We start from the raw sequence: 12,587 nt of genomic DNA on the forward strand, positions 1-12,587 counted from the left end.
CCTCCTCTTCCTCCTCTTCCTCCTCTTCCTCCTCGTCGTCCGGCGGCTTTTCCGGGGGCGGTGGTTCCAGCGGCGGAGGCGGTGCCTCCGGCAGTTGGTAATGGGTTCCCGTTCATTTCATTCGGAGACAAGGATGTCTGCAATCACGCGTTATCTCGCCATGCTTCGCCTGTTCGGCATGCTGCTCTGCGCCGCCGCGATGCCGTCCGTAGCCACTGCGACGGTGCCGGTCACCGCCGCGGTGGCAGCGTCCGATGTCGAGGAGGAGGCCGTGGAGGCATCGGCGGTCGGCGTCGAGGCCGAGGCAGCGCGCGATGCGGGCTACGAGTCCGCGGAGGTTCCGGCGCTGGCGCGGCGGGTGACCGACCTTACCGCGACCCTCGGCTCCGCCGAGCGTGCCCGCCTGGAAGCTTCCCTGGCCGCACTGGAGGCCCGGAAGGGAGCCCAGGTGGCGATCCTGATGGTGCCCAGCACCTATCCGGACAGCATCGAGGCCTACGCGACGCGGGTCTTCGAGGCGTGGAAGCTGGGGCGCAAGGGGATCGATGACGGCGTCCTGGTGCTGGTGGCGAAGGACGACCGGCGCATGCGCATCGAAGTCGGCTATGGCCTGGAAGGAGCGATCACCGACATCGATGCCGGACGGATCATCCGCGAATACATGACCCCTGCGTTCCGTCAGCAAGACTACGCCGGCGGTCTGGAAGCGGCGGCACAGCGCCTGGTGCGACTGATCGACGGCGAGGCGTTGCCGCCGCCGCCGCGCGACCCGCTGGAGCCCGGCGCGGTACGGCAGACCCTGGCTATCGCATTCCTGCTCGGCGCTCTCGGCGGGGTGGCGCTGCTGGTACGTCCGCGTGCCTGGTACTGGACCCTGGGTGCGGTAGTGGCGCTCGCTGCGGCGCTGGCGCTGGGGCGGCACTGGCCGGCAGGGGCGATGGTGGCGCTGGCGGAGATGGTGGCGGTCCTGGGCGTCGGCTTCGGCGCCTTGCTCAAGTATTCGCGCGGTGCCCGCTGGTTCTTCGCCATTCTTGTGCTCTATGCGCTGGGGTTGTTCTGGGCCTACGGCCGTTATGGCCTGCCGGTGCTCCATTACGGATTGGCCGTGCCGCTTTCGCTGGGGCTGACCCTGCTGATGCTGGCCGGTGCCTGGCAGGGGCTGCGCAGAGGGCGGCGCTGGGCCTACCTGCCGGGCCTGCTCGGCCTGCTGCTGACCCTGGCCCTGGAGTGCCTGCTGTTGCTGGTGGACGACCCGCTGAACAGCATCGAGGCGCTGATCATCCTGCCCGCCGCTTGCCTGCCGCTGCTCATCGGTTGCAATTTCAGCGCCGGCGGCTCGGGGGGAGGGCGTCGGCGCGGCGGCGATTACGCTAGCTCATCGGGTTCCTCGTCTTCCTCGTCGTCGAGTTCGTCCAGTTCGTCTTCGGACTCGTTCTCCGGCGGCGGAGGCTCGAGTGGCGGCGGTGGCGCCTCCGGTAGTTGGTGATTGGCGAAAACCCTTTTTCAATCAATGAATTGAAAAGTTGGAACGGTTCCTGCAATGACCCGTCCGACGCGCATTCCGGCGTCAAAAGTTTGTTCGGCGCCCAGCTACGGGCGCCATACGCAGGGCAGGGGAGTCGAGAGTGGATCGCACGCAACTGATCAGCAATGTGCGCAGCAACCTGGCGGGACTGGGGCGCGGCAGCCTCGGCGTGCCGGTCCTGCTGCTGGCCATGCTGGCGATGATGACCCTGCCGATCCCGCCATTCCTGCTGGACGTGCTGTTCACCTTCAACATCGCCCTGTCCATCGTCGTCCTGCTGGTCTGCGTGTATGCCCTGCGGCCGCTGGACTTCGCCGTGTTCCCGACCATCCTGCTGGTGGCGACCCTGTTGCGCCTGGCGCTGAACGTTGCCTCGACCCGCGTGGTGCTGCTCCACGGCCACGACGGCCATGGCGCCGCGGGCAAGGTGATCCAGGCCTTCGGCGAAGTGGTGATCGGCGGCAACTACGTGGTCGGGGTGGTGGTGTTCGCGATCCTCATGATCATCAACTTCGTGGTGGTGACCAAGGGCGCCGGGCGGATTTCCGAAGTCAGCGCGCGCTTCACCCTGGATGCCATGCCCGGCAAGCAGATGGCCATCGACGCCGACCTCAACGCCGGCCTGATCGAGCAGGAGGAAGCCAAGAAGCGCCGCAGCGAGGTGGCCCAGGAGGCCGACTTCTACGGTTCGATGGACGGTGCCAGCAAGTTCGTCCGCGGCGACGCCATCGCCGGCCTGCTGATTCTCTTCATCAACCTGATCGGCGGCGTCGCCATCGGCATGATCCAGCATTCGATGTCCTTCGGCGACGCCGGCAAGGTCTACGCCCTGCTGACCATCGGTGACGGCCTGGTGGCACAACTGCCGTCGCTGCTGCTGTCGACTGCGGCGGCGATCATGGTGACGCGGGTCTCCAGTTCCGAGGACATGGGCCAGCAGGTCAACCGGCAGATGTTCGCCTCGCCCAAGGCGCTGGCGATTTCCGCGGCGATCCTGATCGCGATGGGCGCCGTGCCGGGCATGCCGCACGTTTCCTTCATCGGCCTCGGCGCCCTGGCCGGTGCTGCCGCCTACTGGATCTGGCACCGGCAGAACAAGGCCAAGCAGGTCGCCGAGCAGGAGGTGCAGCGCCAGCAGGAGCTGCTACCGGCGCAGCGCGCCCAGGAGGTCAAGGAGCTGGGTTGGGACGACGTCACCCCGGTGGACATGGTCGGCCTGGAAGTCGGCTACCGGCTGATCCCGCTGGTCGACCGCAACCAGGGCGGGCAACTGCTGGCGCGGATCAAGGGCGTACGCAAGAAGCTGTCCCAGGAGCTGGGCTTCCTGATGCCCTCGGTGCACATCCGCGACAACCTCGACCTGCTGCCCAACGCCTACCGCCTGACCCTGATGGGGGTCAGCGTGGCCGAAGCGGAGATCTATCCCGATCGCGAGCTGGCGATCAACCCCGGCCAGGTATTCGGCAGCCTCAACGGCATCGCCGGCAAGGACCCGGCCTTCGGCCTGGAAGCGGTATGGATAGAGCCCGGCCAGCGCGACCAGGCGCAGTCGCTGGGCTACACCGTGGTGGATGCGAGCACTGTGGTCGCCACCCACCTGAACCAGGTGCTGCACAAGCACGCCCACGAGCTGCTGGGCCATGAAGAAGTGCAGCAGCTCCTGCAATTGCTCGCCCGCAGCTCGCCGAAGCTGGCGGAAGAGCTGGTGCCGGGGCTGATTTCCCTGTCCACCCTGCTCAAGGTCCTGCAGGCGCTGCTCCAGGAGCAGGTGCCGGTGCGCGACATCCGTACCATCGCCGAGGCCATCGCCAACGTCGCTCCGCGGAGTCAAGATCCCGGCGCGATGGTCGCCGCGGTTCGCGTCGCGTTGTCCCGCGCAATCGTGCAAAGCATTGTCGGGCTTGAGCCGGAGCTGCCTGTGATCACGCTCGAACCGAGGTTGGAACAGATTTTGCTGAACAGCATGCAGAAGGCCGGACAAGGCTCCGAGGACGGCATGTTGCTGGAGCCGGGGATGGCCGAGAAGCTGCAACGCTCGCTGATCGAGAGCGCGCAACGCCAGGAAATGCTCGGTAAGCCGGCGATCCTGCTGGTTGCCGGACCGATCCGCGCGATGATGTCGCGCTTCGCGCGGATGGCGGTGCCCAGCATGCATGTGCTGGCCTACCAGGAAATCCCGGACAACAAGCAAGTCACCATCGTCGCGACGGTGGGACAGAACTGAACGAGGGCTGCGCCGGCTCCAGGGCCGGCACACCGGGCAACCTGAGGTTGCCGGCAAGACTACTGAACTGAGGGGTTCGGGCAATGCAAGTCAAACGCTTCTTCGCCGCCGATATGCGCCAGGCCATGAAACTGGTCCGCGACGAACTGGGTCCGGACGCCGCGATTCTCGGCAACCGCCGGGTCGCCGGCGGCATCGAGCTGACCGCGGCGCTGGATTACCAGGCCCCGCCGGCGCCGAGCAAGCCCAACCCGGCGCTGGAAGTGGAGCTGCGCAAGACCCAGGCGCGGATCGCCGAGGCGCGCGCCGAGTTGACGGCGCGTCCGGCGGAAAACCAGCGCAAGGACCGTCAATTGTTCGCCGAGGAGAAGCCGGCGCGTCCGTCCCTGGCCGAGTCCATGGCGGCGGCGCAGGCCAAGCCCCAGGCGGGCGGCCAGACTCTCGAGGCAATGCGTTTCGAACTGAACGGCCTGCGCGAGCTGATCGAGGTACAACTGGGTTCCATCGCCTGGGGCCAGTTGCAGCACCAGCGTCCGCAGCAGGCCAACCTCTGGCGGCGCCTGCAGCGCATGGGCTTGCCGGCGGAGCTGAGCAAGCCGTTGCTGGAGCGGGTCGCCGCGGTGGGCGATACGCGCCAGGCCTGGCGCATGCTGTTGGCGCACCTGTCGCGTGCCGTGCAGACCCCCGAGCAGGACCCGCTCGACGCGGGCGGCGTACTGGCCCTGGTCGGCCCGGCAGGCGCCGGCAAGACCACCACCCTGGCGAAGATGGCCGCGCGCTACGTCCTCAAGTACGGCGCCCAGAGCCTGGCGCTGGTGAGCATGGACAGCTACCGGATCGGTGCCCAGGAGCAGATCAAGACCCTCGGCCGGATCCTCAACGTACCGGTGACCCTGGTCGATCCCGGTCAGTCGCTGATCCAGGCCCTGGCGCCGCTGGCGCGCAAGCGCATGGTGCTGATCGATACCGCCGGCCTGCCGGCCAGCGACCCGGCATTGCGCATGCAGCTCGAGGCACTGGCGTCGCCGAGCCTGAATGTGAAGAATTACCTGGTGATGGCCACCACCAGCCAGAGCCAGGTGCTCAAGTCGGCCTACCAGACCTATCGGCACTGCGGGCTGGCGGGTTGCATCCTGACTAAGCTGGACGAGGCGGGCAGCCTCGGTGAATCGATGGCGCTGGCTATCGCCCAGCGTCTCCCGGTAGCCTATCTGGCGGATGGGCCGCGGATTCCGGACGACCTGCAGGTGGCGCGCAGTCACCAACTGGTCAGCCGGGCGGTGAGCCTGCAGGCACCGGAAGAGCCCAGCGAGGACGCCATGGCCGAGATGTTCGCCGGGCTCTACCAGCAACCGGCGCGGCGTGCCGGCTGAGGACGTGGGAAGAACCGCGCGTGGCGCGGGTGACGGAAGCGAAGGTGGCTTCCGCCGGGCCGGGAGCGATGGCGCATCGTTCCCGCCAATACCGGAGAGCGCTGGAAGGGCGTTCCGGGAAGACGACAACACAAGGTATGAAGCAGATGGGTAGCATGCATCCCGTACAGGTGATCGCAGTAACTGGCGGCAAGGGCGGCGTCGGCAAGACCAATGTGTCGGTGAACCTGGCACTGGCTCTGGCCGATCTCGGCCGTCGCGTCATGCTGCTGGATGCCGACCTCGGCCTGGCCAACGTCGACGTCCTGCTGGGACTCACGCCCAAGCGCACCCTGGCCGACGTGATCGAGGGACGCTGCGAACTGCGCGATGTCCTCCTCCTCGGTCCCGGTGGCGTGCGCATCGTTCCCGCGGCCTCCGGCACGCAGAGCATGGTGCACCTCTCGCCGATGCAGCATGCGGGGCTGATCCAGGCGTTCAGCGATATCAGCGACAACCTCGATGTCCTGGTCGTCGACACTGCCGCCGGGATCGGCGATTCGGTGGTCAGTTTCGTCCGCGCCGCGCAGGAGGTGCTGCTGGTCGTCTGCGACGAGCCGACCTCGATCACCGATGCCTACGCCCTGATCAAGCTGCTCAACCGCGACCACGGCATGACCCGCTTCCGGGTCCTGGCCAACATGGCCCACAGCCCGCAGGAAGGACGCAACCTGTTCGCCAAACTGACCAAGGTCACTGACCGTTTCCTCGACGTCGCACTACAGTATGTAGGTGTCATCCCTTACGACGAGTCGGTACGCAAGGCCGTGCAGAAACAGCGAGCCGTATACGAGGCATTCCCCCGCTCGAAGGCGTCCCTGGCCTTCAAGGCGGTCGCGCAGAAGGTCGATAGCTGGCCGCTGCCGGCCAACCCGCGCGGGCACCTGGAGTTCTTCGTCGAACGACTGGTCCAACACCCCGCGACAGGTTCGGCCGTATGACAGCGGCCTCTGGAGTGCGTATGTATAGCAAGGCGCAAGCGCAGAACTCCCAGGAGCAACTGATCCAGCGTTACGCACCACTGGTCAAGCGCATCGCCTATCACCTGCTCGGCCGCCTGCCGGCCAGCGTGCAGGTGGAGGACCTGATGCAGGCCGGCATGATCGGCCTGCTCGAGGCCGCGAAGAAATACGACGCCGGCAAGGGCGCCAGCTTCGAGACCTATGCCGGCATCCGCATCCGCGGGGCCATGCTCGACGAGGTCCGCAAGGGCGACTGGGCGCCGCGTTCGGTGCACCGCAACACGCGCATGGTGACCGACGCGATCCGCGCGATCGAGGCGAGAACCGGACGCGACGCTAAAGATCACGAAGTTGCTGCCGAACTCCAATTGAGCCTCGAAGATTACTACGGCATCCTCAGCGACACGCAGGGTAGCCGCCTGTACAGCTTCGACGACCTGTTGCAGGACGGCGAACATGGATTGCCGGAAGACACCAGCCTCAGCCACAACGAACCGATCCACGGCCTGCTCGACGAACGTTTCCAGGCGGCCCTGGCGGATGCCATCGCCAAGCTGCCGGAGCGCGAGCGCCTGGTGCTGGCGTTGTATTACGACGAGGAACTCAACCTCAAGGAGATCGGCGAGGTACTGGGCGTCAGCGAATCGCGGGTCAGCCAGTTGCACAGCCAGTGCGCCGCGCGTTTGCGCGCGCGCCTGGCCGATTGGCGGTCGGCCTGAACCGGCCTCGACCGCAGCTTGTAACCGTTAACGCAAAAGAATGTGTGGCGCGTCCCCTGGGGCGCGCTCTGGTCTGTACGGAGGTTTACTTGGACAAGAACATGAAAATTCTCATCGTGGACGACTTTTCCACGATGAGACGCATCATCAAGAACCTCTTGCGGGACTTGGGCTTCACCAATACCGCCGAGGCCGACGACGGCACCACGGCGCTGCCGATGCTGCACAGCGGCAATTTCGACTTTCTCGTCACCGACTGGAACATGCCGGGCATGACCGGCATCGATCTGCTGCGCGCGGTTCGCGCCGACGAGCGCCTCAAGCACCTGCCGGTGCTGATGGTCACCGCCGAGGCCAAGCGCGACCAGATCATCGAAGCGGCCCAGGCCGGGGTCAACGGCTATGTGGTCAAACCCTTCACCGCTCAGGTCCTGAAGGAAAAGATCGAGAAGATTTTCGAGCGGGTCAACGGCTGAAGCCGGCCAAGAGGGTGTCATGGTGCTTGGTAACGATTCCACGGGCGACGAATTCGAATCGACCCTGAAAAAACATGCGCGCGAACTGGTGGACTGTCTCGAACGGGGGCACTTCCAGCAGGCGGTGCAATTGATCCAGGAGCTCAGCCAGGCCAGGGACCGTGGCCTCTACCAGGAAGTGGGCAAGCTGACCCGCGAACTGCACAACGCCATCGTCGATTTCCAGATCGACCCGCATTCCCCCCACGCGCAGGAAATGTCGCAGATCGCCGATGCCACCGATCGTCTTTCCTACGTGGTGGAAATGACCGAGAAGGCCGCCAACCGGACCATGGACCTGGTGGAGCAGAGCGCCCCGCTGGTCAACCAGTTGGGCGACGATTCGCGGGAGCTGCACCAGGAGTGGCAACGCTTCATGCGCCGGGAAATCGACGCTGACGGCTTCCGCGAGCTGGCCAAGCGCATCGAACAGTTCCTCATGCGCAGCGGCGAGAACGCCGGCCAGTTGTCCTCGCAGCTCAATGACATCCTGCTGGCGCAGGATTACCAGGACCTGACCGGCCAGGTGATCAAGCGTGTCACCAAGCTGGTCACCGAGGTCGAGAGCAACCTCGTGAAGCTGGTCTGGATGGCCGGCCAGGTGGACCGTTACGCCGGGATCGAGCACGACCACGTGAGCATGCGCCACCAGGCCGCGCTGGAGCGTTCGGCCAAGGGCGAGGGGCCGCAGGTCGCCGCGGAAAAACGAGAGGATGTGGTGTCTGGGCAGGATGACGTGGACGATCTGCTGTCCAGCCTGGGTTTCTGACCCGCCCGGCTCAAGACTGCGGCATCGCTGCCGTTAAGTAAGCATTGAACGCTGGCATCCGCGGGCTGCCGGCACAGCCTTCGTCATGCCGGTGATCCCGGCGGGCGGGCTGAAGTCGGTCCGGAAGCGCCGGGCCGGTATTTCCGGCAGGACAGCGGTCCTGCCGATCCTTTCGAGTAACACGTCTCTGGGAGCAGCCGAATGAGCTTCGACGCCGATGAAGAAATCCTCCAGGACTTCCTGGTTGAGGCCGGCGAGATTCTCGAGCAATTGTCCGAGCAACTGGTCGAGCTGGAGAGCCGGCCGGACGACATGGACCTGCTCAATGCCATTTTCCGTGGGTTCCATACGGTCAAGGGCGGTGCCGGCTTCCTCCAGCTGAACGCGCTGGTGGAATGCTGCCACATTGCGGAAAACGTCTTCGATATCCTGCGCAAGGGCGAGCGGCGCGTCAGCTCCGAACTGATGGATGTGGTGCTGCAGGCGCTGGATACGGTCAACGCGATGTTCGATCAGGTGCGCGAGCAGTCCGAACCGACCCCGGCGACGCCCGAGCTGCTGGCGGCCCTTGCCCGCCTGGCCGAGCCCGAGGGCGCCGCGCCCGCGGAACCTGTGCAAGCGTCGCCGGCGGCCGTTCCGCCAGCCGAGCCTGCGCCGCCGCCGGAAGCGCCCGCGCAGAGTGCCTCCAGCGATATCACCGACGACGAGTTCGAGCAGTTGCTGGATGCTCTGCAGGGCGACGAAGCGCCGGCCTCCGCCGTTGCAGAAGCGCCCGCGGCTCCCGCTGGCGACGAGATCAGCGACGCCGAGTTCGAGGCGTTGCTCGACCAGTTGCACGGCAAGGGCAAGTTCGTCCCGCCGGCGGTCTCGGCCGAGCCTGCGCAAGTTCCCGCCGAGGCGGTCGAGCCGGCCGGGGCTGCCGCTGGTGACGATATCAGCGACGACGAGTTCGAGGCGCTGCTCGACGAGCTGCACGGCAAGGGCAAGTTCGGCGATGTCCCGGAAGCCGCCGGCACACCCGCCGCACCGGCTGCCGCGGCTCCAGCGGCTGCGCCGGCGGAGCAGGGCAAGGCGCCGGCCGCTGCGGGCGGCGATGAGATCAGCGACGACGAGTTCGAGTCGCTGCTCGACGAATTGCACGGCAAGGGCAAGTTCAACGGCGCCTCCGAGGCCGTGGCGGCCGCTGCGGCGGTAGCCAAGAACATCGCGGCGAAGAGTCCCGCGGCGAAACCGGTCGCTCCGGCCAAGGCCGCCGCCGCGCGTCCGGCGGCGCCCGACAGGCCGGCGGCGAGCGAAGCGGAGACCACCGTGCGGGTGGATACGGCGCGTCTCGACGAGATCATGAACATGGTCGGCGAGCTGGTGCTGGTGCGTAACCGCCTGGTGCGCCTGGGCCTGAACAGTGGCGACGAGGCCATGGCCAAGGCCGTGGCCAACCTCGACGTGGTCACCGGCGACCTGCAGATGTCGGTGATGAAGACCCGCATGCAGCCGATCAAGAAGGTCTTCGGCCGCTTCCCGCGCCTGGTCCGCGACCTGGCACGGAACATGAAGAAAGAGATCAACCTGGAGCTGGTGGGCGAAGAGACCGACCTCGACAAGAACCTGGTCGAGGCCCTCGCCGATCCGCTGGTGCACCTGGTGCGCAACGCCGTCGACCACGGCATCGAGAGTCCGGAGGAGCGCGAGGCCGCCGGCAAGCCGCGGGTCGGCCAGGTGGTGCTGTCGGCGGAGCAGGAGGGTGACCACATCCTCCTGATGATCACCGACGACGGCAAGGGCATGGACGCCGAGGTGTTGCGCAACAAGGCGGTGGAGAAGGGCCTGCTGGAGCGCGATGCGGCGGACCGCCTGACCGACCTGGAGTGCTACAACCTGATCTTCGCCCCGGGTTTCTCGACCAAGACCGAGATTTCCGATGTGTCCGGCCGCGGCGTCGGCATGGACGTGGTGAAGACCAAGATTTCCCAGCTCAACGGCACGGTCAACGTGTTCTCGCAGAAGGGGTCCGGCTCGAAGATCGTCATCAAGGTGCCGCTGACCCTGGCGATCATGCCTACCCTTATGGTGATGCTGGGCAGCCAGGCGTTCGCCTTCCCGCTGGTCAACGTCAACGAAATCTTCCATCTTGACCTGTCGCGCACCAATGTCGTGGATGGCCAGGAAGTGGTGATCGTCCGTGACAAGGCCTTGCCACTGTTCTATCTCAAGCGCTGGCTGGTGCCGAGTGCGGCCCACGAAGAGCAGGGTGAGGGGCACGTGGTGATCCTGTCGGTCGGCACCCAGCGCATCGGTTTCGTCGTCGACCAGTTGGTGGGACAAGAAGAAGTGGTGATCAAGCCACTCGGCAAGATGTTGCAGGGCACCCCCGGCATGGCGGGCGCCACCATCACCGGGGACGGGCGCATCGCCCTGATCCTCGATGTGCCGAGCATGCTCAAGCGTTACGCACGGCGCATCTGACGCCGCGTATGGGTTTCCGGCGGCGCAGGAGCGTCGCCCTCTGAGGAGTAGCTATGGCAGTCAAAGTCCTGGTGGTGGACGATTCGGGGTTCTTCCGCCGCCGTGTCTCGGAGATTCTCTCCGCCGATGGACAGATCCAGGTGGTCGGCACCGCCACCAATGGCCGCGAGGCCATCGAGCAGGCGCTGGCCCTGAGACCCGATGTGATCACCATGGATTACGAGATGCCACTGATGGACGGCATCACCGCGGTGCGCAACATCATGCAGCGTTGCCCGACCCCGGTCCTGATGTTCTCCTCGCTGACCCACGAGGGCGCGCGGGTGACCCTGGATGCGCTGGACGCCGGAGCGGTCGACTACCTGCCGAAGAATTTCGAGGACATCTCGCGCAACCCGGACAAGGTCCGCCAGTTGCTCTGCGAGAAGGTCCTGACCATCGCCCGTAGCAATCGTCGCTCGATCAGCCTGCCGCCGCTGCCTTCGGCCACCTCGTCCAGCCATGCGCCGGCGTCGTCCTCCAGCGTCGGCGCGAGCGCGCGCGCCGGTGCCGGCGCTTCGCCGGCCCCGGCGTCGACCTCGGCGGCGCCGAAGCGCAAGGCCTACCGGCTGGTCGCGATCGGTACCTCCACCGGTGGACCGGTTGCCCTGCAGCGGGTGCTGACCCAGTTGCCGGCCAACTTCCCGGCGCCGCTGGTACTGATCCAGCACATGCCGGCGGCCTTCACCAAGGCCTTCGCCGAGCGCCTCGACAAGCTGTGCCGGATCAACGTCAAGGAGGCAGAGGACGGCGACATCCTGCGTCCCGGCCTGGCGCTGCTGGCGCCGGGCGGCAAGCAGATGATGGTCGACGGCCGCGGCACCGTGCGCATCCTCCCCGGCGACGAACGCCTGAACTACAAGCCCTGCGTCGACGTGACCTTCGGCTCGGCGGCCAAGGCCTACAACGACAAGGTCCTGGCGGTGGTCCTCACCGGCATGGGCGCCGACGGACGCGAGGGTGCGCGCCTGCTCAAGCAGGGCGGCAGCCAGGTGTGGGCGCAGGACGAGGCCAGTTGCGTGATCTACGGGATGCCGATGGCCGTGGTCAAGGCCAACCTGGCGGACGCGGTGTACGGGCTCGATGACATCGGCCGGCACCTGGTCGAGGCGTGCCAGTAAGCGTGCGTGCAGGAATGAGGAGACTGCCTTCGATGGCCACCCACGTGACGAGCTGCGCGCGCCTTCGCCGAGCCGAGGGGACGCGTTGATGGATGTGCTCAGCCTGGTCGGGATCATCCTGGCGTTCGTCGCCATCGTCGGCGGCAACTTTCTCGAGGGCGGCCACGCGGGGGCCCTGCTCAACGGTCCGGCGGCGCTGATCGTGATCGGCGGCACCCTGGCCGCGGCGTTGTTGCAGACCCCGGTGAACGTGCTCAAGCGCGGCCTGGGCATGCTCGGCTGGGTGTTCTTCCCGCCGCGCGAGGATCTTTCCGGGGGAATCGACCGGATCGTCTCCTGGAGCATGACCGCGCGCAAGGAAGGCCTGCTCGGCCTGGAGAGCATCGCCGACGCGGAGCCCGATCCCTATGCGCGCAAGGGCCTGCAACTGCTGGTGGACGGCGCCGAGCCGGAAGTCATCCGCAGCATCCTCGAGGTCGACCTATTCACCCAGGAAAGTCGCGACCTGCAGGCCGCCAAGGTGTTCGAGAGCATGGGCGGCTATGCGCCGACCATCGGCATCATCGGCGCGGTAATGGGCTTGATCCATGTGATGGGCAACCTGGCCAACCCGGCGCAGCTCGGCAGCGGCATCGCCGTGGCCTTCGTCGCCACCATCTATGGCGTCGGCTTCGCCAACCTGCTCCTGCTGCCGGTCGGCAACAAGCTGAAAACCCTGGTGCTGCGCCAGTCGCGCTACCGCGAGATGCTCCTGGAGGGCCTGCTGTCCATCGCCGAGGGCGAGAACCCGCGTTCCATCGAGTTGAAGCTGCAAGGCTTCATGGACTGACCGGAGCCG

10 protein-coding genes are annotated in these 12,587 nt (G+C 66.5%); all 10 read left to right on the forward strand.

Going from position 1 to position 12,587, the window contains the following annotated elements; translation table 11 throughout:
* The first annotated feature begins 133 nt into the window (after positions 1–133).
* The 10 genes from HMPREF2886_RS23215 (at position 134) to HMPREF2886_RS23260 (ending at position 12,578) form a co-directional block, all read left to right on the forward strand.
* Positions 134–1,486: a TPM domain-containing protein gene (locus HMPREF2886_RS23215; RefSeq protein ID WP_070748464.1), complete on the forward strand. Its 1,353-nt coding sequence runs from the start codon at positions 134–136 to the stop codon at positions 1,484–1,486.
* A 139-nt stretch (positions 1,487–1,625) separates the two neighbouring features.
* Entirely contained in the window at positions 1,626–3,749 is a 2,124-nt protein-coding gene (gene flhA, locus HMPREF2886_RS23220; RefSeq protein ID WP_033972778.1) for a flagellar biosynthesis protein FlhA, read from the forward strand.
* Between the two features lie 83 nt (positions 3,750–3,832).
* Entirely contained in the window at positions 3,833–5,122 is a 1,290-nt protein-coding gene (gene flhF, locus HMPREF2886_RS23225) for a flagellar biosynthesis GTPase FlhF (protein ID WP_023099769.1), read from the forward strand.
* A 137-nt stretch (positions 5,123–5,259) separates the two neighbouring features.
* Positions 5,260–6,102, forward strand: coding sequence for a flagellar synthesis regulator FleN (gene fleN / locus HMPREF2886_RS23230; protein WP_003083064.1), 843 nt, complete (start codon positions 5,260–5,262; stop codon positions 6,100–6,102).
* Complete coding sequence (fliA, locus tag HMPREF2886_RS23235; RefSeq protein ID WP_003083070.1) at positions 6,099–6,842, forward strand: RNA polymerase sigma factor FliA; 744 nt, start codon at positions 6,099–6,101, stop codon at positions 6,840–6,842. The genes fleN and fliA overlap by 4 nt, the downstream gene beginning before the upstream one ends.
* Positions 6,843–6,943: 101 nt before the next feature.
* Entirely contained in the window at positions 6,944–7,318 is a 375-nt protein-coding gene (locus tag HMPREF2886_RS23240; protein WP_003083073.1) for a chemotaxis response regulator CheY, read from the forward strand.
* A gap of 19 nt (positions 7,319–7,337) precedes the next feature.
* Complete coding sequence (locus HMPREF2886_RS23245; protein ID WP_033972777.1) at positions 7,338–8,126, forward strand: protein phosphatase CheZ; 789 nt, start codon at positions 7,338–7,340, stop codon at positions 8,124–8,126.
* A 201-nt stretch (positions 8,127–8,327) separates the two neighbouring features.
* On the forward strand, positions 8,328–10,589 hold the full coding sequence (locus HMPREF2886_RS23250) for a chemotaxis protein CheA (RefSeq protein WP_070748466.1): 2,262 nt from the start codon (positions 8,328–8,330) through the stop codon (positions 10,587–10,589).
* Positions 10,590–10,642: 53 nt separating this feature from the next.
* Positions 10,643–11,749: a protein-glutamate methylesterase/protein-glutamine glutaminase gene (locus tag HMPREF2886_RS23255; RefSeq protein WP_042169432.1), complete on the forward strand. Its 1,107-nt coding sequence runs from the start codon at positions 10,643–10,645 to the stop codon at positions 11,747–11,749.
* A gap of 88 nt (positions 11,750–11,837) precedes the next feature.
* Positions 11,838–12,578: a flagellar motor protein gene (locus HMPREF2886_RS23260; RefSeq protein ID WP_033972774.1), complete on the forward strand. Its 741-nt coding sequence runs from the start codon at positions 11,838–11,840 to the stop codon at positions 12,576–12,578.
* Positions 12,579–12,587 lie beyond the last annotated feature (9 nt).

The sequence above is a fragment of the Pseudomonas sp. HMSC066A08 genome, assembly GCF_001813025.1.
GTDB classification, from domain to species: domain Bacteria; phylum Pseudomonadota; class Gammaproteobacteria; order Pseudomonadales; family Pseudomonadaceae; genus Pseudomonas; species Pseudomonas aeruginosa.